This is a genomic window from Streptomyces albidoflavus (assembly GCF_000719955.1).
Taxonomy (GTDB): domain Bacteria; phylum Actinomycetota; class Actinomycetes; order Streptomycetales; family Streptomycetaceae; genus Streptomyces; species Streptomyces albidoflavus.
In genome coordinates, this window is record NZ_JOII01000027.1 from 1 (window position 1) to 20,304 (window position 20,304).

At 73.1% G+C, this 20,304-nt stretch carries 16 protein-coding genes and 1 pseudogene; 7 read left to right on the top strand and 10 right to left on the bottom strand.

Annotation, left to right across the window (positions count from 1 at the left end; all coding sequences use genetic code 11):
- Both IF45_RS0123380 and IF45_RS0123385 read right to left on the bottom strand, forming a co-directional pair.
- Positions 1 to 1,299: ABC transporter permease subunit (locus IF45_RS0123380; protein WP_030309367.1), on the bottom strand; the 1,299-nt coding region annotated here is incomplete at its 3' end.
- Positions 1,292 to 2,440 carry a quaternary amine ABC transporter ATP-binding protein gene (locus tag IF45_RS0123385; protein WP_174905225.1) on the bottom strand — a complete coding sequence of 383 codons (1,149 nt, stop codon included), beginning with the start codon at positions 2,438 to 2,440 and terminating at the stop codon, positions 1,292 to 1,294. The genes IF45_RS0123385 and IF45_RS0123380, both read right to left, overlap by 8 nt.
- Before the next feature lie 362 nt (positions 2,441 to 2,802).
- Between IF45_RS0123385 and IF45_RS0123390 the strand changes: the two genes are divergently transcribed.
- The 7 genes from IF45_RS0123390 to IF45_RS0123420 all read left to right on the top strand — a co-directional run bounded on the left by IF45_RS0123390 (position 2,803) and on the right by IF45_RS0123420 (position 9,894).
- Positions 2,803 to 3,708, top strand: a complete 906-nt coding sequence (locus IF45_RS0123390) for a 5'-3' exonuclease (RefSeq protein WP_018895466.1) — start codon at positions 2,803 to 2,805, stop codon at positions 3,706 to 3,708.
- A gap of 94 nt (positions 3,709 to 3,802) precedes the next feature.
- Positions 3,803 to 4,660 carry a siderophore-interacting protein gene (locus IF45_RS0123395; RefSeq protein WP_003947177.1) on the top strand — a complete coding sequence of 286 codons (858 nt, stop codon included), beginning with the start codon at positions 3,803 to 3,805 and terminating at the stop codon, positions 4,658 to 4,660.
- A 265-nt stretch (positions 4,661 to 4,925) separates the two neighbouring features.
- On the top strand, positions 4,926 to 5,510 hold the full coding sequence (locus tag IF45_RS0123400; RefSeq protein WP_010636651.1) for a sigma-70 family RNA polymerase sigma factor: 585 nt from the start codon (positions 4,926 to 4,928) through the stop codon (positions 5,508 to 5,510).
- A complete protein-coding gene (locus tag IF45_RS0123405) occupies positions 5,507 to 6,262 on the top strand; it encodes an anti-sigma factor (RefSeq protein WP_003947179.1) in 756 nt (251 codons plus the stop codon). Before IF45_RS0123400 ends, IF45_RS0123405 begins: the two co-directional genes overlap by 4 nt.
- Positions 6,263 to 6,461: 199 nt before the next feature.
- Positions 6,462 to 8,060 carry a molybdopterin-dependent oxidoreductase gene (locus IF45_RS0123410; RefSeq protein ID WP_030309375.1) on the top strand — a complete coding sequence of 533 codons (1,599 nt, stop codon included), beginning with the start codon at positions 6,462 to 6,464 and terminating at the stop codon, positions 8,058 to 8,060.
- A gap of 132 nt (positions 8,061 to 8,192) precedes the next feature.
- Positions 8,193 to 8,849 (top strand): fasciclin domain-containing protein, encoded by a 657-nt coding sequence (locus tag IF45_RS0123415; protein ID WP_008414761.1) that lies wholly within the window; start codon positions 8,193 to 8,195, stop codon positions 8,847 to 8,849.
- An 88-nt stretch (positions 8,850 to 8,937) separates the two neighbouring features.
- Complete coding sequence (locus tag IF45_RS0123420) at positions 8,938 to 9,894, top strand: pseudouridine synthase (protein WP_030309378.1); 957 nt, start codon at positions 8,938 to 8,940, stop codon at positions 9,892 to 9,894.
- Positions 9,895 to 9,970: 76 nt separating this feature from the next.
- Here the strand turns inward: IF45_RS0123420 and IF45_RS0123425 are convergent, their stop codons facing one another.
- The 8 genes and pseudogenes from IF45_RS0123425 to IF45_RS0123455 all read right to left on the bottom strand — a co-directional run bounded on the left by IF45_RS0123425 (position 9,971) and on the right by IF45_RS0123455 (position 20,294).
- A complete protein-coding gene (locus tag IF45_RS0123425) occupies positions 9,971 to 11,482 on the bottom strand; it encodes a cytochrome P450 (RefSeq protein WP_010636656.1) in 1,512 nt (503 codons plus the stop codon).
- A gap of 150 nt (positions 11,483 to 11,632) precedes the next feature.
- Positions 11,633 to 12,073 (bottom strand): annotated as a pseudogene (locus IF45_RS34450) (GTP-binding protein); the annotation flags it as partial.
- A complete protein-coding gene (locus IF45_RS0123430) occupies positions 12,054 to 12,428 on the bottom strand; it encodes a DUF742 domain-containing protein (RefSeq protein WP_003947185.1) in 375 nt (124 codons plus the stop codon). The pseudogene IF45_RS34450 and the gene IF45_RS0123430, both read right to left, overlap by 20 nt.
- The gene (locus IF45_RS0123435; protein ID WP_003947186.1) at positions 12,425 to 12,832 is read right to left on the bottom strand and encodes a roadblock/LC7 domain-containing protein; all 408 of its coding nucleotides are present in this window, start codon (positions 12,830 to 12,832) and stop codon (positions 12,425 to 12,427) included. Before IF45_RS0123435 ends, IF45_RS0123430 begins: the two co-directional genes overlap by 4 nt.
- A complete protein-coding gene (locus IF45_RS0123440) occupies positions 12,829 to 14,415 on the bottom strand; it encodes a sensor histidine kinase (RefSeq protein WP_003947187.1) in 1,587 nt (528 codons plus the stop codon). The genes IF45_RS0123435 and IF45_RS0123440 overlap by 4 nt, the downstream gene beginning before the upstream one ends.
- A gap of 485 nt (positions 14,416 to 14,900) precedes the next feature.
- Complete coding sequence (locus IF45_RS0123445; protein WP_030309381.1) at positions 14,901 to 16,280, bottom strand: cytochrome P450; 1,380 nt, start codon at positions 16,278 to 16,280, stop codon at positions 14,901 to 14,903.
- 240 nt (positions 16,281 to 16,520) lie between these two features.
- On the bottom strand, positions 16,521 to 19,328 hold the full coding sequence (locus tag IF45_RS0123450) for a DEAD/DEAH box helicase (protein ID WP_003947189.1): 2,808 nt from the start codon (positions 19,326 to 19,328) through the stop codon (positions 16,521 to 16,523).
- A 75-nt stretch (positions 19,329 to 19,403) separates the two neighbouring features.
- Complete coding sequence (locus IF45_RS0123455) at positions 19,404 to 20,294, bottom strand: YegS/Rv2252/BmrU family lipid kinase (protein WP_003947190.1); 891 nt, start codon at positions 20,292 to 20,294, stop codon at positions 19,404 to 19,406.
- Positions 20,295 to 20,304 lie beyond the last annotated feature (10 nt).

Below are 20,304 nucleotides of genomic sequence, written 5' to 3' on the forward strand. Positions count from 1 at the left end.
CCCCTTCACATACGAGGGAACCGCGATCTCCAGAGAGGTCGGGCCGTACCACGAACCCATGTCCTCCAGCTTGTCGCCGTACTTCTTCCAGTACGACTCGTGCGTGGTCGGGAGCCAGGAATCGGTCTCGAAGTCGATCTCACCGTTGGCCATACCCGTGTACAAGGCACCCGCCTCGTACTGCTGGGCGTTGACCTTGAATCCGCGCTGCTCCAGCATCTCCTTCCACAGGTAGGTGGAGGCGATGCCTTCGTCCCAGGGGATGTAGCCGATGTTGATCTCGCGGCCCTGGCCCACGTTGCCGGAGTCGGCCTGGGCCTCGTTGTCCGAGGAGCCGAGGGCACCCATGCCGCCCGCGATCAGGGCGAGGACGACGACGCCGACCATGGCGACGGCGGTCTGCGGCCGGTAGCTCCAGATCTTCTTGCCGCCGGCGGCGGCGGTGCGGGCCTTGGCGATGGCACGGCGGCCGACCGGCGAGACCTGCTGGCCCAGGCCGCTGGTGAGGCGGTCCAGGTAGATCGCGAGGATCACGATGGAGACACCGGCTTCGAAACCGAGGCCGATGTTCAGCTGGCTGATGCCCTCGTAGACCGAGCTGCCGAGGCCGGCGGCGCCGACCATGCCCGCGATGACGACCATCGACAGGCCCAGCATGATGACCTGGTTGACACCGGCCATGATCGTGGAGAGCGCCAGCGGCAGCTGCACCCGCAACAGGGTGTTGCGGGGCGTCGTACCGAAGGCTTCGGCCGCCTCCACCAGCTCCTTGTCGACCTGGCGGATGCCCAGCTCGGTCATCCGGACGCCCGGGGGCATCGCGAAGATGATGGTGGCGACGATGCCGGGGGCGGCGCCGAGGCCGAAGAAGATGACGGCCGGCAGCAGGTAGACCATGCCGGGCATGGTCTGCATGAAGTCCAGGACAGGTCGCAGCACGGCGCTCACCGTGCGGGAGCGGGCCGCCCATATACCGAGCGGCACGGACAGCACGATCGCGACCAGGGTGGCGACCAGCACCAGCGACAGCGTGGCCATCGCGTCGTCCCACAGCTCCATCGAGATGATGAGGCCGAATCCGACGAAGCTCAGGACGCCGGCCAGCAGGCCGCGCAGCCACCAGGCGATGACGGCGAAGATACCGGCGAGCAGCAGCGGCTCGGGGGCGGTGAGAACCGCGTTGATGCCGGTGTCCAGGCCCTTGACGACGGCGCTGATCGCGTCGAAGAGCCAGGCGAGGTTGTTCTGGAGCCAGTCGACACCGGAGTCGACCCACTCACCGAAGGGCAGCCTAGGCATGGGCGCTCACCTTGCCCTCGTCCTCGTCGGCGGCGTCACGCGGCGCCGAGGGGGACATCGGCTCGCCGAGCACGGCGAGGAGCCGCTCGCGCGGCACGACACCGACCAGCTTTCCGGCGGCATCGGTCACGGCGACCGGCTCGGTGCTGGTGGCGCAGGGGGTGAACAGCTCGATGATCGGCGTGTCCTCGCCGACCACGGCGGGGGCGGCGTCGAGGATCTCGCGCTCGGTGCGGGCGGCCTTGCCGAGGCTCTTCCCGCCGGACTCCTTGGCTGCGGGGGCGGCCGTCACGGTGTCCGCGTCCGCCATGATCGCCCCGGCGGTCAGCACGCGGGAGCGGTCGACGTCCTGGGTGAAGGAGGCGACGTAGTCGTTGGCCGGGGTGACGAGGATGTCCTCGGAGGTCCCGATCTGCACGATGCGGCCGTCGCGCATGACGGCGATGCGGTCGCCGAGGCGCATCGCCTCGTTGAGGTCGTGGGTGATGAAGACGATGGTCTTCTTCAGCCGCTTCTGCAGCTCCAGGAGCTGGTCCTGCATGTCGCGGCGGATCAGCGGGTCGAGGGCGCTGAACGACTCGTCCATCAGCAGCAGGTCGGCGTCGGTGGCCAGCGCGCGAGCCAGGCCCACACGCTGCTGCATGCCGCCGGAGAGCTCGTCGGGCCAGGACTTCTCCCAGCCGGCGAGCCCGGCCAGCTCCAGCGCCTCCAGGGCGCGGCGCTCACGCTCGGCGCGCGGCACACCCTGGACCTCCAGGCCGTATCCGGCGTTCTCCAGCACGCTGCGGTGCGGGAAGAGCGCGAAGTGCTGGAAGACCATGCTGATCTTCTGCGAGCGGACGGCGCGCAGGTCCGCGGGGGCCAGTTCGGTCAGGTCCTGGCCATCGAAGCGGACGTGCCCGGCGGTGGGCTCGAGGAGCCCGTTCAGCATGCGCAGCAGCGTCGACTTGCCGGAGCCGGAGAGCCCCATGACGACGAAGATCTGGCCCGGCTCGACGGAGAAGGAGGCGTCGATCACCGCGGCCGTGGTGCCTTCGGCACGCAGCTCGTCGCGGTCGACTCCCTTCTCCAGTCGTTGCACTGCTTCATCGGGTCGTCTTCCGAACACTTTGTACAAGTGCTCGGCTTGCAGCCTGGACACATACACCTCTCGATTTGTCACGACGACGGCCCGCCTCCCCCGCCGGCGGGCCGCGGAGCAGCACGGTTCCGCCCGTGCCCCGGGAAATTGGCGTGTTGGCGCCGCGCCCGGGTCCGCTCCGGCTGCGCGCCTGCCCGGACTTAAAAAATTCAAACAAAGACGTGAGCCAGTTCACTTTCCGTGCACGAATCTCGCCCACCGACGCCTTCCGGTTACTCTACGTGACGAATCCGGGCGCGTGAAGCCCTCTCTTTCAGCCACTCCCCCGGCGGCCCGACCCGCCCGCCGCCTCCCGCACGTCCACCGCGTCCGGCCCACCGGTGCGCGATGATGCCGGGGTGACTCAGCCAACACCGCGCCTCATGCTCCTGGACACCGCCTCCCTGTACTTCCGGGCCTACTTCGGCGTCCCCGACACGGTCCGGGCCCCCGACGGCACCCCGGTCAACGCCGTCCGAGGCCTGCTCGACTTCATCGCCCGGCTGGTCCAGGACCACCGCCCGGACACCCTGGTCGCCTGCATGGACGCCGACTGGCGCCCGGCCTGGCGGGTCGAGCTGATCCCGACGTACAAGGCCCACCGGGTGGCGGAGGAGACCCCCGAGGGACCGGACGTGGAGGAGACCCCGGACACCCTCTCGCCGCAGGTGCCGGTGATCGAGGCCGTGCTCGACGCGCTGGGCATCGCCCGCGCCGAGGCGGCCGGCTACGAGGCCGACGACGTCATCGGCACCCTGGCCACCGCCGCCGAGGGCCCGGTCGACATCGTCACCGGCGACCGCGACCTCTACCAGCTGGTCGACGACGCGCGGGGCGTGCGCGTCCTCTATCCCCTCAAGGGCGTCGGCACCCTCCAGCTCACCGACGAGGAACTCCTGAGGGAGAAGTACGGCGTCGACGGCGCGGGCTACGCCGAGCTGGCCCTGCTGCGCGGCGACCCGAGCGACGGCCTCCCCGGCGTCCCGGGCGTCGGCGAGAAGACGGCCGCCAAGCTGCTCGCCGCCTACGGCGACGTGGCCGGCATCGTCGCCGCCGCCGAGGACCCCCGCTCCAAGGTGACCCCCGCCCAGCGCAAGCGGCTCCTGGAGGCCCGCCCGTACCTGGCGGTGGCCCCGAAGGTGGTCCGCGTCGCCACCGACGTCGAGCTGGCCCCGTTCGACCCCACTCTGCCGAGCACGCCGCGCGACCCCGAGGCGCTGGCCGCCCTGGCGGAGCGGTGGAACCTGGGAGGCTCGCTGGAGCGGCTGCTGGCGGTGTTGCGCGCCTGAGCGCGCGGGCGCGCGGAAGGCGCCCTCGCCACACCTACCGGTCCGGGTGTTAACTTAGGCTCACCTAACCACACCCGATCAGGGAGGCCCCTCCATGGCGGACCGTCCGGCACGCAAGGCTCCGCAGACCCATCTCGCGCGGGTGGTGCGGACGGAACGGCTCACCCCCCACATGCAGCGGATCGTCCTCGGCGGCGAGGGCCTGGCCCACTTCTCGGCCGACGAGTTCACCGACCACTACGTGAAGGTGCTCTTCCCGCCGAAGGGCGTCACCTACCCGGAGCCCTTCGACATCGCGGCGATCCGCGCCGAGCTGCCGCGCGACCAGTGGCCGGTGACGCGTACGTACACGGTCCGCCGCTGGGACGCCGAGGCGCGGGAGATCACGGTGGACTTCGTCGTCCACGGCGACAGCGGGCTGGCAGGCCCCTGGGCCTCCGCCGCCGTCCCCGGCGACGAGATCCGCCTGCTCGGCCCGGGCGGCGCCTACGCCCCCGGCGACCAGGCCGACTGGCACCTGCTGGCCGGGGACGAGAGCGCCCTGCCGGCCATCGCCGCCGCCCTGGAGGCGCTCCCGGCCGACGCCGAGGTCCGCGCCTACGTCGAGATCTCCGGTCCGGAGGAGGAGCAGGAGATCGACGGGCCGCAGGGCAAGAACGTGGTCTGGCTGCACCGGGGCGACGCGCCGGTCGGCTCCCTGGTCACCGAGGCCGTCCGCTCGCTGGAGTTCCCCGAGGGCGAGGTGCTGGCCTTCGTCCACGGCGAGGCCGGCTTCGTCAAGGACCTCCGCCGCCATCTGCGGATGGAGCGCGGCATCGCCCGCGAGCAGCTCTCCATCTCCGGCTACTGGCGCCTGGGTCACGACGAGGACGGCTGGCAGGCCTCCAAGCGCGACTGGAACGCCCAGGTCGAGGCCGAGCAGGAGCAGGCCGGGGCCGCCACCGCGGCCTGACCCCGACTCCCGGGGTACGGGCACCAGAGCCGTCCGTACCCCGGGCCCGCCCTCCCCGCCTGCCTCCGGAGTCGGCCGGAGACAGGTGAGGGACGGGCCCGCGCGCCCCGGGCCGGGGCATGCCAGAGCCCCCGGCCCGGGGCGCCGCCACGCCCGGAGGTCACGGAACGGCAAAACCTCCCGGCCGGGCCAATCCGTCCGCCGCTCCGCGCCGAATCCCCCGAGCAGTGGTCATACTGCGCCCGGACCCGGCGAAGGAGTACGTGTGAAGGAACCCGTCCGCATCGGCCCGCCCCCGTCGGCGGTGCCCGACCTGGAGGCGTTGATGGGCCAGGTCGCCGTCGGCGACCGGGATGCCTTCACCACCGTGTACGACACCGTGGCCGGACCCGTCCTCGGTCTGGTCCGCCGCGTGCTCCGCGACCCGGCGCAGTCCGAGGAGGTGGCCCAGGAGGTGCTGGTCGAGGTCTGGCGCACCGCCGCGCGCTACCGGCCCGCCAAGGGGACCGTCATGACCTGGGTGATGACGCTGGCGCACCGGCGCGCCGTCGATCGGGTCCGTTCCGCCCAGGCCGCCGCCGACCGCGAGGAGCGGGCCGCCCTGCTCGACCGCACCCCCGCCTTCGACGAGGTCGCCGAGCAGGTCGAGACCCGGCTGGAGCGCGAGCAGGTCCGCCGCTGCCTGCGCACCCTCACCGAGCTGCAGCGCGAGTCGGTCAGCCTCGCCTACTACCGCGGCCTCGCCTACCGCGAGGTCGCCGAACTGCTCAGCGTGCCGCTCGGCACGGTGAAGACCCGCCTGCGCGACGGCCTCATCCGGCTGCGCGACTGCCTGGGGGTGAGCGCATGACCACCGCCGAACTCCACACGCTGACCGGCGCCTACGCGCTGCACGCCCTCTCCGAGGAGGAACGCGACGCCTTCGACCGCCACCTCGCGGACTGCCCGGCGTGCACCACCGAGGTCGCCGAACTCACGGCCACCGCGGCCCGCCTCGGTCTGGCCGAGGCCGCGGTGCCGCCGCCCGCGATGAAGGACCAGGTCCTGCGCCGCATCGGCGAGGTACGGCAGGAGCCGCCCCGCACCGCGGCCGCCACCACCACGCCCCGCGCCGGGCGGGCCCGCCGCTTCACCGGCTTCGCGCTCGCCGCCTGCCTCGCGGCCGTCGCCGGGCTCGGCGGGGTAGCCGTCTGGCAGCACCAGGAGGCCGAGCAGGCGCGGCAGCGGGCCGAGGCGGCGGAGCGCCAGGCGGCCTCGGTGGCCCGGGTGCTGGCCGCGCCCGACGCCCGCTCGGAGTCTGCCCGGCTGGGCGAGGGGACGCGCGCCACGGTCGTCGTCTCGGCCTCGCTGGACGAGGCGGTGCTCCTCGCGGCGGACATGCCCGCGCCTCCGGAGGGGAAGGTGTACCAGCTCTGGTTCGACGACGGCGGCACCATGCGCTCCGCCGGCCTGATGCCGCCCTCGCGCGGCGACGGTGTGGAGGCCGTCCGCCTGGAGGGCGGGGTCGGCGAGGCGTCCGGGGTCGGCATCACCGTCGAACCGCCGGGCGGCTCCGAGCAGCCGACCTCCGACCCGGTCGGGCTGCTGAACCTGCCGGCCTGACCCGCCGGCAGCCCCCGCCGCCGCCCTCGTCCACCCGCTGTCCCGGTGGACGGGGGCGGCTCTCCTTTGTCAGCCCGTCAACTCCCGCGCACACCGGACCGCCTGACAAAAGACCAGCTCAGAACTATCCCTGGAAAGAAGTCCTCACTCCATCGAGTGACAGACCAATCCCTCACCCCGGTGGCGCCGAATAGCTGGTGTGACCGAAGAGACGAGCACCGCACCCCGCAGGCGCACCCGGACGGCCCGGGCCGCGCTCGCCGCCCTGTCCGGAGTGATCGCCGCCTTCGCGGCGCTCGCCGCGGGTGAGCTGCTCTCGGCGGCGGTACGTCCCGAGTCGAGCCCCGTCACCGCCGTGGGCGGCGCCGTCATCGACAGGACCCCCGTGGAGGTCAAGGACTGGGCGATCCGCACCTTCGGCGAGGACGACAAGGTGGTCCTGCTGGGCGGCATCCTCGTCCTGCTCACCCTCTTCGCCGCCGCCGTGGGGCTGGTGGCCCGCCGCAACCGCCGGGCGGGCGTCGCCGGAGTCCTGGTGTTCGGCGTGATCGGTGTCGCCGCCGCCCTCAGCCGCCCCGGCTCCGGCCCGCTGGACGCCCTGCCCTCGGCGGCCGGGGCGCTGGCCGGTGCCGGTGTGCTCTGGCTGCTCATCGGCCGCCTGACGGGCGCCGGCCGGGGTACGGAGGAGGTGTCCCGCGAGCGGGCCGCCCTCGACCGGCGCGGCTTCGTCCTCGCGGCCGGCGCCTCGGTCGCCGTCTCCGCCGGGGCCGGGTTCGCCGGGCGCCGGCTGGGTGCCTCGGGCGCCGCCGACGCCGAGGCGTCCCGGGCCGCGGTGCGGCTGCCGAGGCCGTCCTCGCCCGCGCGGCCGATCCCGGCCCAGGCCCGGCCCCGTGTCGAGGGCCTGAGCCCCTTCACCACCCCCAACCGCGACTTCTACCGCGTCGACACCGCCCTGGTCGTCCCCCGGGTCGACGCCGGGAGCTGGCGGCTGAAGGTGCACGGCGAGGGCGTCCGGCGCCCCCTGGAGCTGGACTTCGACCAGTTGCTGCGCCGCGACATGATCGAGCGGGACATCACCCTGACCTGCGTCTCCAACGAGGTCGGCGGCCCGTACGTGAGCAGCGCCCGCTGGCTCGGCGTGCCGCTGGCGCCACTGCTGGAGGAGGCCGGGGTCCGTCCGCCGTCCCGGGGCGGCCCCGCCGACCAGCTGGTCTCCCGCTCGGTCGACGGCATGTCCCTCGGCACCCCGGTCGACACCGTCATGGACGGCCGGGACGCGATCCTCGCGGTCGGCATGAACGGCGAACCGCTGCCCTTCCGGCACGGCTTCCCGGTCCGCATGGTGGTGCCCGGCCTGTACGGCTACGTCTCCGCCTGCAAGTGGCTCCAGGAGCTGGAGCTGACCACCTTCGACGCCTTCGACCCGTACTGGGTCCGGCGCGACTGGGCCCGCGAGGCGCCCATCAAGACGCAGTCGCGGATCGACACCCCGCGCCCCTTCGCCCGGCTCCGCGCCGGAACCGTGCGCGTCGCCGGGGTGGCCTGGGCGCAGCACCGGGGCATCCGCCGGGTCGAGATACGCGTCGACGACGGCCCGTGGCAGGACGCCCGGCTCGCCGCCGAGGCGAACCTCGACACCTGGCGCCAGTGGGTCTGGGACTGGCCCGCCACCGAGGGCAGCCACACCCTTCACGTGCGGGCCACCGACGCCACCGGCGCCGTACAGACCTCCCGCCGTCAGGGCACCGTGCCCGACGGCGCGACCGGCCTCCATTCGGTGGTGGTCAGCGTGGACTGACTTCCGCCGGCCACCTCCCGGGGCCTGTGAGGGCCTTTCCCGAGGACCCCCCGGAACCCGTCCGACAAGGGTCCGTCCGTTTTCCGCAGTACCGACGAGCCGCCCAGCGGTTCACCGACAAGGAGCACCACCATGTTCACCACCCGTATCCGCCGTACCGCCGTCGCCGTCGCCGCCGCCGCGATCCTTCCCGTCAGCCTCGCGGCCTGCTCCTCCGAGAGCGGTGACAAGGCGGCCGAGGCGCCGTCGTCGGCCGCCTCGCAGCAGAGCCCGGAGAAGTCCGAGGGGATGGACAAGGACCAGACCTCGAACGAGCCCTTCGGTCCGGCCTGTTCCTCCGTGCCGAAGGAGGGCGCGGGCAGCTTCGACGGCATGGCCAAGGACCCGGTCGCCACCGCCGCCTCCAACAACCCCGAGCTGTCCACCCTGGTCACCGCGGTGAAGAAGGCCGGTCTGGTCGACACCCTGAACAACGCCGAGAACATCACGGTCTTCGCGCCGACCAACGACGCCTTCGCCAAGATCCCCAAGGCCGACCTCGACAAGCTCCTCGCCGACAAGGAGGGGCTGACCAAGGTCCTCACCTACCACGTGGTGGGCCAGAAGCTGACCCCGAAGCAGCTGGAGGACGGCTCCTTCGAGACGCTGGAGAAGAGTAAGCTCACCACCATGGGCTCCGGCACGGACTACACCGTCAACGACAACTCCAAGGTCGTCTGCGGCAACGTGCCGACCGCCAACGCCACCGTCTACATCGTCGACACCGTCCTGATGCCGAAGGCCGGCTGACCCGGGGTGGAGTGAGGGCGGAGGGTGCCCGGGGCACCCTCCGCCCTTCCGCGCGCCGCCGTCCGCCGGCCTCTCGTAGGCTGGCCGGATGAGCCGAAGATCCCGCCGTACGCCCGCTCCGCTGCCGCAGCGCGACGGCATCGGGCCCGTCCGGGTGCGGCTGCCGCTGGAGGGGCCGTGGGCGACGGTCCGGGACCATCTGGTGGAGCGGCTGCCGGTGGCGGCGGCCGAGGTCGACGCGCTCTTCGCCGGGGGCGAGGTGGTCACCGGCGACGGGCGGCCGGTCGCGGCCGACGCGCCGTACGTGCCGGGCGGGCAGGTCTGGTTCCACCGCCGGCGCGCCCCGGAGGTCCCGGCCCCGTACCCGCCGGTGGTGCTCTTCCGCGACGAGCACCTCGTGGTGGTCGACAAGCCGCACTTCCTCGCCACCACCCCACGCGGCCGCCATGTCACGCAGACCGCCCTGGCGCTGCTGCGCACCCGCCTGGAGCTGCCGGAGCTGAGCCCCGCCCACCGCCTGGACCGCCTCACCGCCGGCCTGGTCCTGCTCACCGTGCGCCCCGCCGAACGCGCCGCCTACCAGCGCCTCTTCAGCGACCGCCTGGTCCGCAAGGAGTACGAGGCGGTGGCCGGGTACGACCCCGGGCTGGCCCTCCCCCGCACGGTCCGCAGCCGCATCGTCAAGGAGCGCGGGGTGATCGCCGCCCAGGAGGTCCCGGGCGAGGCCAACGCCGAGACCCGCGTCGAACTCCTCGCCCACCGGGGCACCCTCGGCCACTACCGCCTGCTGCCGCACACCGGCCGCACCCACCAGCTGCGGGTCCACCTGAACTCCCTGGGCGTGCCGATCCTCGGCGACCCCGTCTACCCCCACCTCACCGACCCGGCCCCGGACGACTTCCGCCGCCCCCTGCAACTCCTCGCCCGCACCGTCGAGTTCACCGACCCGGTGACAGGCGCCGCACGCCACTTCACCAGCACCCGCCAACTGACCGCGTGGACCGCGTACGACCGGTGGGCGCGGGGCGTGCCCGATCCGGCCTGACCTCGCGCGACAGACGGAACGGCGGGTGAGGGACCGGTCACCCCGGGTCCCTCACCCGCCGTCGCACGGCACCGGGTCAGCCGCCGCGCACCCACTCCACGAGCCGGCGCCAGGCGCCCCGGCGCTGCGCGGGCACGGTGGCCACGGGCCCGTCCGCGGCGGGCGGCGCCGGGACGTGCGGGGCGGCCTGCGGCGGGACCGGCCCGGCGGCCGGGGGCCGCGGGGCGGGCGAGGAGATCTCCCAGTCGGTGCGGGAGGCGCCGGTCTGGCCGGGGCTGCTGCTGAGTTCCAGCGGCTGGCGGGGGCTGAAGACCACCGGGAGTTCCTTCAGGTGGCTGCTGATCAGCGAGTTGGTCCAGTGCAGGTCGGTCTCGGGGACGGCGAGTTCCACGTCGGGCAGCCGCATCAGCAGCGCGTCCACCCCGGTGTCGGCGATGGCCCGGCCGAGGTCGTCGCCGGGGCACTCGTAGACGCCGCCGCCGAAGGCGAGGTGGGCGCGGTTGCCCTGCATGTTCGCCTCCAGGTCGGGGCGGACCACCGGGTCGACGTTGGCCGCGGCGATGTTGAGCAGCAGCGCGTCGCCCTTCCGGATCTGCTGGCCGCCCAGTTCGGCGTCCTGGACCGCGAAGTAGCCGAGCATGTTGCTGAACGGCGGCTGGTCCCAGAGGGTCTGCTCCACCGCCTCGGGCACGGTCATCTGGCCGCCGTTGAGCTGGGCGCGGAAGCGCGGGTCGGTGAGGACCATCCGCAGCACGTTGGCGGTGAGGTTGGAGGTGGCCTCGTAGGCGGCGATGAGGACCAGGCGCAGGTGCTGGGCGACCTCGTCGTCGGTGAGGCGGGCCTCGTCCTCCAGGAGGCTGCTGGTGAAGTCGTCGTCCGGCTGGGCCCGGCGGCGGGCCACGTGGCGCTCCAGGATGCCCATGATGGCGGCGTTGGAGGCGTTGGCGGTCTCGGTGCCCTGGAGCATGTCGCGGGCGGCGTCGACCATCTGCTCGTTGTACTCCTCGGGCAGGCCGAGGACGTCGAGCATCACCAGCATCGGCAGGTGGTCGGTGAACTGGCTGACCAGGTCGGCGCGCCCGTCCTGGCCGAACTCGTTGACCAGGCGGTTGCTGTGCCGGTTGATGGCGCGGCGGACACCCCGGTAGTCGATCTGCTGCATCGCGTTGTTGACGGCGCCGCGCAGCCGCTCGCGCTCGGCGCCCTCGGCGAAGGAGCAGATGGGCTGCCAGGCGAAGAGCGGGGTGAGCGGGTAGTCGGGGCCGAGCGTGCCGTCCTGGACCAGCCGCCAGCGGCGGGAGTTGCGGGTGTAGACCGAGTGGGTGCGGAGCATGTGGAGGTTCTCGCTGTGACCGAGGACCACCCAGATCGGCACGTCGTCGTGGAGCAGGGCGGGGGCGACCGGGCCGTGCTCGGCGCGGAGCTTCTCGAAGAGCCCGGGGGCGTCGCGCTCGGCCTCGGGTCCGTAGAGCCGGCGCAGCCCGCCGGCTCCGAACGGTCCGACCGGGTCCGCGCCGTGGGCGGGGCAGCCGGGGGGCGGCCCGGCGGGGGTGCCGGGGAAGGAGTGAGGGGCCTTGGGGGTCGTCACGGTGGATGCTCCGATGAAGGGTCGGGCGGTGCGGGGCGGCGGGCGGGGCACGGCGGGGGGGCCGGGCCCCGCCCGGGGGGGGGGGGGCCCCCCCGCCCCCCCCCCCCGGTCGTCCAGGTTGTGGCGGGGCGCCTCGGGGAAGCTGTTGATCGCGACGACGAAGGGGACGCCGCGTTCCTCCAGCCGTCCGATGACGTCGAAGCTCACTTCGAGCCGCCGGGTGTCGACCAGGACGACGGCGCCGAGCGCGCCTTCGAAGAGGCCGTTCCACAGGAACCAGAACCGCTCCTGGCCGGGGGTGCCGAACAGGTAGAGGACGAGCTGGTCGGTGATGGAGATGCGGCCGAAGTCCATCGCGACGGTGGTCGCGGTCTTGGACTCGACGCCCCGGTTGTCGTCGACGCCGACACCGGCCTGCGTCATCGTCTCCTCGGTGGTCAGCGGGCGGATCTCGCTGACCGAGCCGACCATGGTGGTCTTCCCGACGCCGAATCCCCCGACGATCACGACCTTGACGGCGGCGGTGGCCGTGTCGGGCAGGACGTCCTCGCTCCGGGGTCCTGTGATCGTGTCAGAGCTTTTGAAGTCCATGCATCACCGCTTCGAGGAGGGAACGGTCCGGGAGCGTCGCGCGGGTGATCGGCGCCCGGGACTCGATCAGCTCGGCGGAGAGCAGATCGGTGAGCAGGATCGTCACCACACTGAAGGGCAGGGCGAGGTAGGCCGAGAGCTCGGCCACGGAGAGCGGCCGGCGGCAGAGCCGCAGGACCGCGGCCTGTTCGGGCTGGGCGGTCGGGGGCGGCGGCCCCGACCTGGCCACGATGAGCGTGACCAGGTCGATCGGGGCGCGCTCTGCGCCCCCGGTACCGCCGGTGAGGACGTACAGCCGCTCGGGGTTGGAGCCTTCCGGCTCCTGCTTCCTGCGCTCGCGCTGGGGAGGGCTCATCCGGCCGACCCGCCGTGGCGCGGTGGGCTGGTGAGGTGGGAGCCGATACGGATGACCAGGTCGCGCATGCGGTTGCCGATGAGCCCCGCGTCGACGGTCTCGTCGGTGAGCACCGCGAGGTAGGCGCCGGCGCCGGCGGCCATCAGGTAGAAGAAGCCGCCGTCGATCTCGATGACGACCATCCGCATCCGGCCGTCGGAGTCCGGGATCTCACTGGCGACCGCCGCCGCCAGGCTCTGGAGCCCGGCGCAGGCGGCGGCGATGCGGTCGGCACCGTCCGGGTCGCCGCCGTACCGGGCGATCCGCAGGCCGTCGGCGGAGAGCACCACGATCTGCTGGACCCCGGGGACGCCCTCGTCCAGTTCCTTGAGCATCCAGTCAAAGTTGGCACGTTGCTGGATCACGTCCGGTCCCCTTCGTTGTCCTGGTGTCCGTGGGAGGGCTGGCCGTTGTCCCCGGCGGCGGTACCGGAGTCGACGTCCACACCGTTGGCTGCCTTCGTGAAGGCCTCCAGCCAGATGCCGGGCTGGGGCTCCTCCTTCTTCTTCTGGGGCGTGGGTGCCGCCTGCCGCCAGTCGTCGGCGGCGGGTGCGGGCGCCGGGACGGTGTGCGGGAAGCCGCCGCGGACACGGCTGCGCCGCTGCGGCAGGCCCTCGGGGGTCCACTCCGTGACGACGGGTACGTCGTCCTCGGGCGGCGGGGACATCGAGCGGGAGGAGTGCAGCGGCGGGCCGGAGGTGGGGCGGCGCTTGCGGTAGGGCCGCTCGTCGGCGATGAGGTTGCCGTCGTCGTCGACGCGCTGCACGGCCGCGGCGCCGATGCCGTGGGCGACGGCCGGGGCGGGCTCGTCGGTGAGCATGTCGCGCGGGACGATGAGGACCGCGCGGACGCCGCCGTAGGCGGACTGGCGGAGCGCGATCTGCATGTCGTACATCCGCGACAGGCGGCCGACGACGGCGAGGCCGAGGCGGGGCGTCTCCCCGAGGTCGTCCACGTCGATGCCGGCCTTGGCCTCCTCCAGCTTGCGTTCGACCCGCTCGCGGACGACGTCGTTGAGGCTGATGCCCGCGTCCTCGATCTCGATGGCGACGCCGGTCTGCACCTCGTGGGCGGTGACGTGGACGCGGGTGTGCGGCGGCGAGTAGCGGGTCGCGTTGTCGAACAGCTCGGCACAGGCGTGGATGAGCGGCTCGACGGAGATGCCGTCGACGTTGACCTTGGCGACCGAGTGCAGGTCGATGCGGGGGAAGTCCATGATCCGCGACATGGCGCCGCGCAGGACGCTGAAGAGCGGCACCGGCTTGGGCCACTTACGGCTCGGCCGGGCGCCGCCGAGGACGGCGATGCTGTCGGCGAGACGGCCGATGAGGGCCGTGCCGTGGTCGATCCGCAGCAGGTCGTCGAAGACCTCCGGGGTACGGCCGTGGTCCTCTTCCATGTCGCGCAGGTCGGCGGACTGCTTGTGCACGATGGTCTGCACGCGGCGCGCGACGTTGACGAAGGCGCGCTGCGCGGAGTCACGCATGGCCTCCTCGCGGTCGACGATGCGCAGCACGTTGCGCAGCAGGACCCGCTGGGGGTGCGGCAGTCCGCGGTAGACCTCGCTGCCGTCGATCATGGCGCGCATGACCTCGGACGGGGACTGGTTGTGCACCTGGAGCCGCCGGACGCAGGCCGGCATGAGCTCCTGGGCGAGGTGCAGGATGTCGTCGTCGTGCGCGGCGAGCCGCTGCTCGAGCTGGGCGATCTCGCGGGCGTGCTGGAGCCTCAGGGCCGCGGCGGCGCGGCCCCGGCGGACCGCCTCGGCCGCGACGGCGATCACCACGAGGGTGGCGGCGGCTCCGGTGACGGCGACCGGTATCCGGGCGGGCTCGGCGACCAGGGCCGCGGCGGCTCCGGTGGCGGCCGCCATCAGCACGGCGGGCAGCAGCAGCACGCGTGCGAATGACGTCTCTCGGCCACCGGGAGGCGATTGGACACTCACCATGTATTGCCCTCAGAACAATCGGCTCGGGAGTTGTGCGAACCATGGGGGAGATAGGGGATGAACGCACAGGAAGTTCTCAACTCGGTGCGCTGCGGGCGAGCTTAGTGCCGGGGGAAACCGCCGTGCGGCATATTCCCCAAGGCCGCACATCGGCCCTTTCCAGGCCCTACACTCGAACCCTTTTGCACAGTACGCCTCCACCCGGACACACAGAGTGACGCTCTGGGGCGAGACTCCGCCGCCTCACGGAAGACCGGAGGCGCACCTTCCACGGCGCGCCGCCGTGACCTCGGACGACGCCCCGTTCTCTCGATCCCGGGCCTCCCCCGGACCGCGCCTCCGGACCGCCGCGAAATACTTTCTTCCTTCAACTCCCGTATGACGCACAGTTTTTCGACTTCACCCGGACGGGTGGCATTGGCCGGTACGACGCGGGGCCGCACCCCTTTCAGGAGTGCGGCCCCGCCGTGCGGACACCGGGTGGCTCAGGCCCCGCCGCCCCGGGCCCGGACGGTGGCGAGCATGTCGCGGTCGGGCTGGAGGGTGAGCGTGGTCATCGGCCGGATCTCGCCGGGATCGACGTCCAGGTCGTACCGGCGGCCCAGCACGGCGAGGATCAGCACCGCCTCCACCGTGGCGAAGCGCGCGCCGATGCAGACCCGGGGGCCGCCCCCGAACGGGAACCAGGCGTACTCGGGGATCGACTCCTCCGCGCCCTCCAGCCAGCGCTCCGGGCGGAACACCTCGGCGTCCCCGTACCAGCGCGGGTCCCGGTGGACCGCCCACTGGCTGGTCCACACCCGGGTGCCCGGCGCGACGGGCAGCCCGCCGAGGGAGGCGCCCTCCTTGGCGATGCCGGTCAGCAGCCAGAGGATCGGGTAGAGGCGCAGCGTCTCCTGGACCACCGCCTGGGCGTAGGGCAGCCGGGCGAAGTCGTCGAAGCCGGGCTCGCGGTCGCCGAGCACCCGGTCCAGCTCCTCGTCGAGCGCGGCCCGCACCCGGGGGTTGCGGGCGAGCAGGTACCAGGCCCACACCAGGGTGCTGCTGGTGGTCTCGTGGCCGCCGATGTAGAGCGTGACCGTCTCGTCGCGGATCTCCTCCTCGGAGAGGCGGTTGCCGGTCTCGTCCTGCGCGGTGAGGAGCCGACTGAGCAGGTCCGGCCGTTCGCCGTCCTCGCGGTGGGCGGCGACGACCCGGCCCACCTCCCGGTCGATGACGGCGGCGGCCTTCTGCACCCGGCGCCGCCCCGGGGTCGGCACCCAGTCGGGCAGGACGGCGCCGATGCCGCTGAACTCGGCCCCGATCTCGCGCTGGGCGATGTCCATGGCCCGCCCGATCGCCTCGACGTCGCCCTCGGCGTCGGTGCCGAAGATGGTGCGGACCGCGATCCGCTGGGTGAGGGCGGCCATCTCGCGCTTGATGTCGATCCGCTGTCCGTCCCGCCAGCCGTCGGCGGTGTCCACCGCGCAGGAGGCCATGGTCGCCGCGTACGACTTGACCTGCTTGGGGCGGACCGAGGGCTGGACCAGGGAGCGTTTGCGGCGCCAGTCGCGGCCGCGCGCCACGGTGACCCCGTTGCCGAGGACGGCGCGGAAGGCGACGCCCAGATCGGGCTGGTCGAAGGTGGACTCCACCTCGCGCAGCAGTTCGCCGACGAGGTCGGGGGCGCCGATGAAGAGGCTGGGCTTGCCGCCGAAGTTCCAGCTCACCACGTCACCGTGGCCGCGCAGCCGCTCGAAGAAGGCGAGCGGGTCCTTGCCGAACTCCGGCAGACTCCCCAGCAGCGGCACCCCCTTGGGCCCCGGTACGACGACCGGGACCTCCCCCTGGCGGCCCTGCTCCCTGGCTCCGGTGTCTGCGGACATCTCGCGCACTCCCCTCCCGGCGGCGCGCCGGCCGGACACCGGCGGCTCGCGGCGCATTCTGCCACGCCCGACCACGGAGAGATCAACAACGACCGCGTCGCGTAAGGGAGTTGACCGGAACCGAAAGCAACTGGTCCGGATCGGCCCGGCCGCCGCTCTCCCCCGCACCGGCGCCCCTCAGCACGGTGCCGCCGCCCCCGTTGCGGAGGCGGCGGCACACGACGGGCGCGGAGGGGAGGCTCAGCCCACCGAGGAGTACGCGACGACGCCCCGGCGCACCGCGTCGACGGCCTTGCGGGCGCTGCGCGCCACGGTCGAGCCCTCGGGGGCGGCGGCCGCGATCTGGCCGAGCACGTCGATGACCTGCTTGCACCAGCGGACGAAGTCGCCGGCCGGCATCTCCGCCTCCCGCAGCACCGCGTCCAGCCCCTTGCCGGAGGCCCACATGTAGGCGGCCCAGGCGAAGCCGAGGTCCGGCTCGCGCTGGCCGACGCCCTCGGTCTGGCTGATGCCGTGCTGCTCCTCCAGGGCGTCGAGCCGGCCCCAGATGCGCACCATCTCGCCGAGCGCCGACTTGGCCGCGCCGGAGGGCAGCTTCGGCACCACCGCGTCGTCCGCCTGCCGGGCCTCGAAGACCAGGGCGGAGACACAGGCGGCCAGCTCGGCCGGGCCGAGCCCCTCCCAGACGCCCTCACGCAGGCACTCGGAGGCGAGCAGGTCCAGCTCGCCGTAGAGCCGGCTCAGCCGCCGCCCGTCCTCGGTGACCTCGTTGCCCCGGAGGTAGCCGAGTTCGGTGAGGAGGTTGACGATGCGGTCGAAGGTGCGGGCGATGGTGTTGGTGCGGCCCTCGATCCGGCGCTCCAGCTGCCGGGTGTCCCGCTTCAGCCGGTGGTAGCGCTCGGCCCACCGTGCGTGGTCCTCGCGCTCGTCGCAGCCGTGGCAGGGGTGGGCGCGGATGGCGGTGCGCAGCCGGGCGATCTCGCGGTCGTCGGCGGCGGCCGAGCGCCCCTTGCGGTGCCGCTTGGGCTCCAGGTGCCCGGCGCGGGTGCGCAGCGCCGAGGCCAGGTCGCGGCGGGACTGCGGCGACCTGGCGTTGAACGACTTGGGCACGCGCATCCGGTCCAGGGCTTCCACCGGGACCGGGAAGTCCATCGCGGCCAGCCGCTTGACCTGCCGCTCGGCGGTGAGCACCAGCGGGCGGGGCCCGTCGTGATGGTCGAAGCCGCGGTGGCCGTTGCTGCGGCCGGCGGGCAGCCCCGGGTCGAGGACCAGGGCGAGCCCCGCGTACTTGCCGGTGGGGACGTGGATGATGTCGCCGGGCCGGAGCTTCTCCAGCGCCCCGGCGGCCTCCGCGCGGCGCTGGCCGGCGCCCTGCCGGGCCAGCTCCGTCTCGCGGTCCTTCAGCTCCCGGCGCAGCCTGCCGTACTCCTCGAAGTCACCGAGGTGGCAGGTCATCGAGGCCGCGTACCCCTCCAGGCCCTCTTCGTTCCGCTGGACCTGGCGGGAGATGCCGACCACCGAGCGGTCGGCCTGGAACTGGGCGAAGGAGGTCTCCAGCAGCTCGCGCGAGCGGTGCCGCCCGAACTGGTGCACCAGGTTGACCGCCATGTTGTACGACGGCTTGAAGCTGGAGCGGAGCGGATACGTGCGCGTCCCGGCCAGGCCGGCCAGGTGCTCCGGGTTCATGGCGCGCTGCCACAGGACCACGGCGTGGCCCTCGACGTCGATGCCGCGGCGCCCGGCACGGCCGGTGAGCTGGGTGTACTCGCCGGGGGTGATGTCGGCGTGCTGCTCGCCGTTCCACTTGACGAGCTTCTCCAGGACGACCGAGCGGGCCGGCATGTTGATGCCCAGCGCGAGCGTCTCGGTGGCGAAGACGGCCTTGACCAGTCCGCGCAGGAACAGCTCCTCGACCACCTCCTTGAAGGTGGGGAGCATCCCCGCGTGGTGGGCGGCGATGCCGCGCTCCAGCCCTTCCAGCCACTCGAAGTAGCCGAGGACGTGCAGGTCCTCGTCGGGGATGGCGGCGGTGCGCTCCTCGACGATCTCGCGGACGGCGGAGCGGGCCGCGTCGTCGTTGAGCCTCAGCCCGGCGTAGAGGCACTGCTGGACGGCGGCCTCGCAGCCGGCCCGGCTGAAGATGAAGGTGATGGCGGGCAGGAGGTTCTCCGCGTCGAGCCGCTCGATCACCTCGGGCCTGCTCGGCGTCCAGGTGCGCGAGCGCTGCCGGCGCTCGCGTTCCCGGTCGGCCTCGCGCATGTTCCGGCCGCGGCGGCGGTCCTTCGGGCCGGTGGGGCGGCTGGACTCCAGCCGGGCCATCCGCAGCAGGTCCGGGTTGACCGCCTTCTTGGCTCCCTCGCCCTCCTCGAAGAGGTCGTACATCCGGCGTCCGGCCAGGACGTGCTGGAAGAGCGGGACCGGGCGGTGCTCGGAGACGATGACGTCGGTGTCACCGCGGACGGTGTCGAGCCAGTCGCCGAACTCCTCGGCGTTGGAGACGGTGGCCGAGAGCGAGACGAGCGTCACCGACGGGGGCAGGTGGATGATCACCTCTTCCCAGACGGCGCCCCGGAACCGGTCGGAGAGGTAGTGCACCTCGTCCATGACCACGTACCCGAGGCCCGTGAGGGTCTGGGAGCCCGCGTACAGCATGTTCCGCAGGACCTCGGTGGTCATGACCACGACGGGGGCGTCCGGGTTGACGCTGTTGTCACCGGTGAGCAGGCCGACCTTGTCCGCGCCGTACCGCTTGGCGAGGTCGGCGTACTTCTGGTTGGAGAGCGCCTTGATCGGGGTGGTGTAGAAGCACTTCTTGGACTGGCCGAGTGCCAGGTGGACGGCGAACTCGCCGACGATCGTCTTGCCGGAACCGGTGGGCGCGGCCACCAGGACGCCCTTGCCCTCCTCCAGGGAGCGGCAGGCGTCGAGCTGGAAAGGGTCGAGGCCGAAGTCGTACATCTCGCGGAAGGAGGCGAGCGCGGTCGCCTCCTCGACGGCGCGCCGCCGCGCCGCCGCGTACCGCTCGGCCGGGGAGAGGTCCTCTGTCATCGTGATCCGAGCCTACCCGCCGACTCCGACAGCGGACGATCGATAATCACCACCCGCCCGGCCGGGACCCCCGCCTCAGGGCGCGAGCATCCGGACGGCCCCGGGGACACAGCGGGCGGTGAGCGGCAGCGCGCCCAGCGGCTCACCGTCGGCGTAGCCGGTGATGTCCGGCGCCTCGACGGTGACCGAGCGGGCGCGGTGGACGGTGACGGCGGGGTGGCTCAGATGGGTGCCCTTGTAGACCTTGGGGAAGACCCGCACCAGCTCGGCGCGGCTCACCTCGCCCACCACCACCACGTCGAAGAACCCGTCGTCGAGCCGCGCCCCGGCACACATCCGCAGGCCGCCGCCGTACGAGGTGCCGTTGCCGACGGCCACGAGGGTGGCGTCCAGGTCGAGGACGGGCCCGTCGTCCAGGGCCAGCTTGAACGGGACGGGCCGGAAGGCGGCCAGCTCGGCGAGGATCGCAAGGTCGTACTTGAAGCGGCCGGCCGGCAGCCGCATCCGGTTGCCCCGGTCGTTGACCCGGGAGTCGAAGCCCGCGGCGAGGACGGTGCCGAACCAGCGGTCGCCCACCTGGCCGAGGTCGAGGGGGCGCGGGCCCGGCCCTTCCAGCGTCCGCACCGCGAACCGCGCGGCGGCCTCGGGGTCGCGGACCGGCAGGCCCAGGGTGCGGGCGAAGTCGTTGCCGGTGCCGACGGCGACCAGGCCGAGCGGGGTGCCGGTCCCGGCCAGCGCCTGGAGGGCGAGCCCGGCGAGCCCGTCGCCGCCGACCGCCAGTACCGCGGCGGGCCGGGAGGCGAGGGCCTCACGGAGCCGGCCGGCCGCGTCGTCGGCGTCGGTGCCGAGGACGGTCCTGACCCGGTAGCCGGCGTCCCGCAGCACCCGGGAGGCGGGCAGGGCCGCCCGGGCGCCGCGTCCGCGGCCCGCCGTGGGGTTGACGAAAAGGATGATCTCGCTGGTCACGGCGGGACCC

Excerpts from the sequence above, each read along its gene's own strand:
- IF45_RS0123390 (WP_018895466.1), top strand. The coding sequence starts at position 2,803 with ATGCTCCTGGACACCGCCTCCCTGTACTTCCGGGCCTACTTCGGCGTC.
- IF45_RS0123395 (WP_003947177.1), top strand. The coding sequence starts at position 3,803 with ATGGCGGACCGTCCGGCACGCAAGGCTCCGCAGACCCATCTCGCGCGG.
- IF45_RS0123405 (WP_003947179.1), top strand. The coding sequence starts at position 5,507 with ATGACCACCGCCGAACTCCACACGCTGACCGGCGCCTACGCGCTGCAC.
- IF45_RS0123415 (WP_008414761.1), top strand. The coding sequence starts at position 8,193 with ATGTTCACCACCCGTATCCGCCGTACCGCCGTCGCCGTCGCCGCCGCC.
- IF45_RS0123420 (WP_030309378.1), top strand. The coding sequence starts at position 8,938 with ATGAGCCGAAGATCCCGCCGTACGCCCGCTCCGCTGCCGCAGCGCGAC.
- IF45_RS0123430 (WP_003947185.1), bottom strand. The coding sequence starts at position 12,428 with ATGAGCCCTCCCCAGCGCGAGCGCAGGAAGCAGGAGCCGGAAGGCTCC.
- IF45_RS0123440 (WP_003947187.1), bottom strand. The coding sequence starts at position 14,415 with ATGGTGAGTGTCCAATCGCCTCCCGGTGGCCGAGAGACGTCATTCGCA.
- IF45_RS0123445 (WP_030309381.1), bottom strand. The coding sequence starts at position 16,280 with ATGTCCGCAGACACCGGAGCCAGGGAGCAGGGCCGCCAGGGGGAGGTC.
- IF45_RS0123450 (WP_003947189.1), bottom strand. The coding sequence starts at position 19,328 with ATGACAGAGGACCTCTCCCCGGCCGAGCGGTACGCGGCGGCGCGGCGG.